2 protein-coding genes are annotated in these 977 nt (G+C 45.9%); both read right to left on the bottom strand.

The features are described from left to right. Window positions 1-442: transcription antitermination factor NusB (locus tag A3738_RS02950; protein WP_304440057.1), on the bottom strand; the 442-nt coding region annotated here is incomplete at its 3' end. 19 nt (window positions 443-461) lie between these two features. Further along, the coding region (locus A3738_RS02945; RefSeq protein WP_304440056.1) for a methionyl-tRNA formyltransferase at window positions 462-977 on the bottom strand (516 nt) is incomplete at its 5' end.

Below are 977 nucleotides of genomic sequence, written 5' to 3'. Positions count from 1 at the left end.
TTTCGATTTTTGCTGAAAACCAGTCTGGGAAACTAGCCTTAATATCATCATCTGAGATTTCAGGTTTTGGGTCGCGAGAAATGCTTCGTAAAACCGCATTGATCAAACCGCGCGTTTTCAAGAGCTTCAGTTCTTTGGCTGCTTCGACTGTTTCATGTATGGCTGCGTGGTCTGGAATGCGAGTAAACAATAACTGATACGCGCCTATTACTAGCAGCGTGCGAGTTTCTTCATCTCTTCTCGACAAAGGGCGTTGTAAATAGGTGTTCACAAGATCATCAAGATAAAAAAACCAACGGCAACTGCCAAACACGAGCTCTTGAAGTAATGCTCTATCAACCGGCCGCGCCTCGCGGGAGACTTTTGGCAAAGCGGTATTCAGAGAGCGTTTTTGAATACGCACCTCATCGATTGCTTTGGCTGCAAGAAAACGCACGTTCATATAAAAGTATCCGGGCGAGTTAGTTGAGAGTCGTTCCAACTTCTAAAATGGCTTTGCCGCCATTAAAAAAGTCAGCAGCTGAAACAGCTTTGCTACCAGCTAACTGTAGTTGAGTGATTAGAAGTGCTCCATTGCCGCATTGCACGAGCACGCCATTTTTTGACTTCTCAACGATCTCGCCAACAGGCGCGTTTGACTGAGAGTCCAAAGCTTTTGCGCTTAACACACGAATACGTTGGCCGTCTTGTTCTGCGTAGGAGACAGGCCAAGGGTTGAATGCACGTACACTTCTCTCGATTTCTAAAGAGGATAAGGACCAGTCAATATGAGCTTCGGCCTTACTTAATTTATGTGCATAGTTAGCTAGCGCGTCATCTTGCTTTTCTGGAATGAGATCTTCTGGTTCGTTTAGATAGCGTAAAATAGACTTCGCACCCATCGCCGCAAGTTCATCATGAAGCTCTCCACCGGTGACAGTGTCAGAGATATCGCAGCGCTCTTTGAGCAACATATCGCCGGTATCTAAACCTACATC

The organism is Oleiphilus sp. HI0066, from assembly GCF_001635725.1.
The sequence above is the reverse complement of the archived record's forward strand: the minus strand, read 5'-3'. Positions and strand labels throughout refer to the sequence as shown.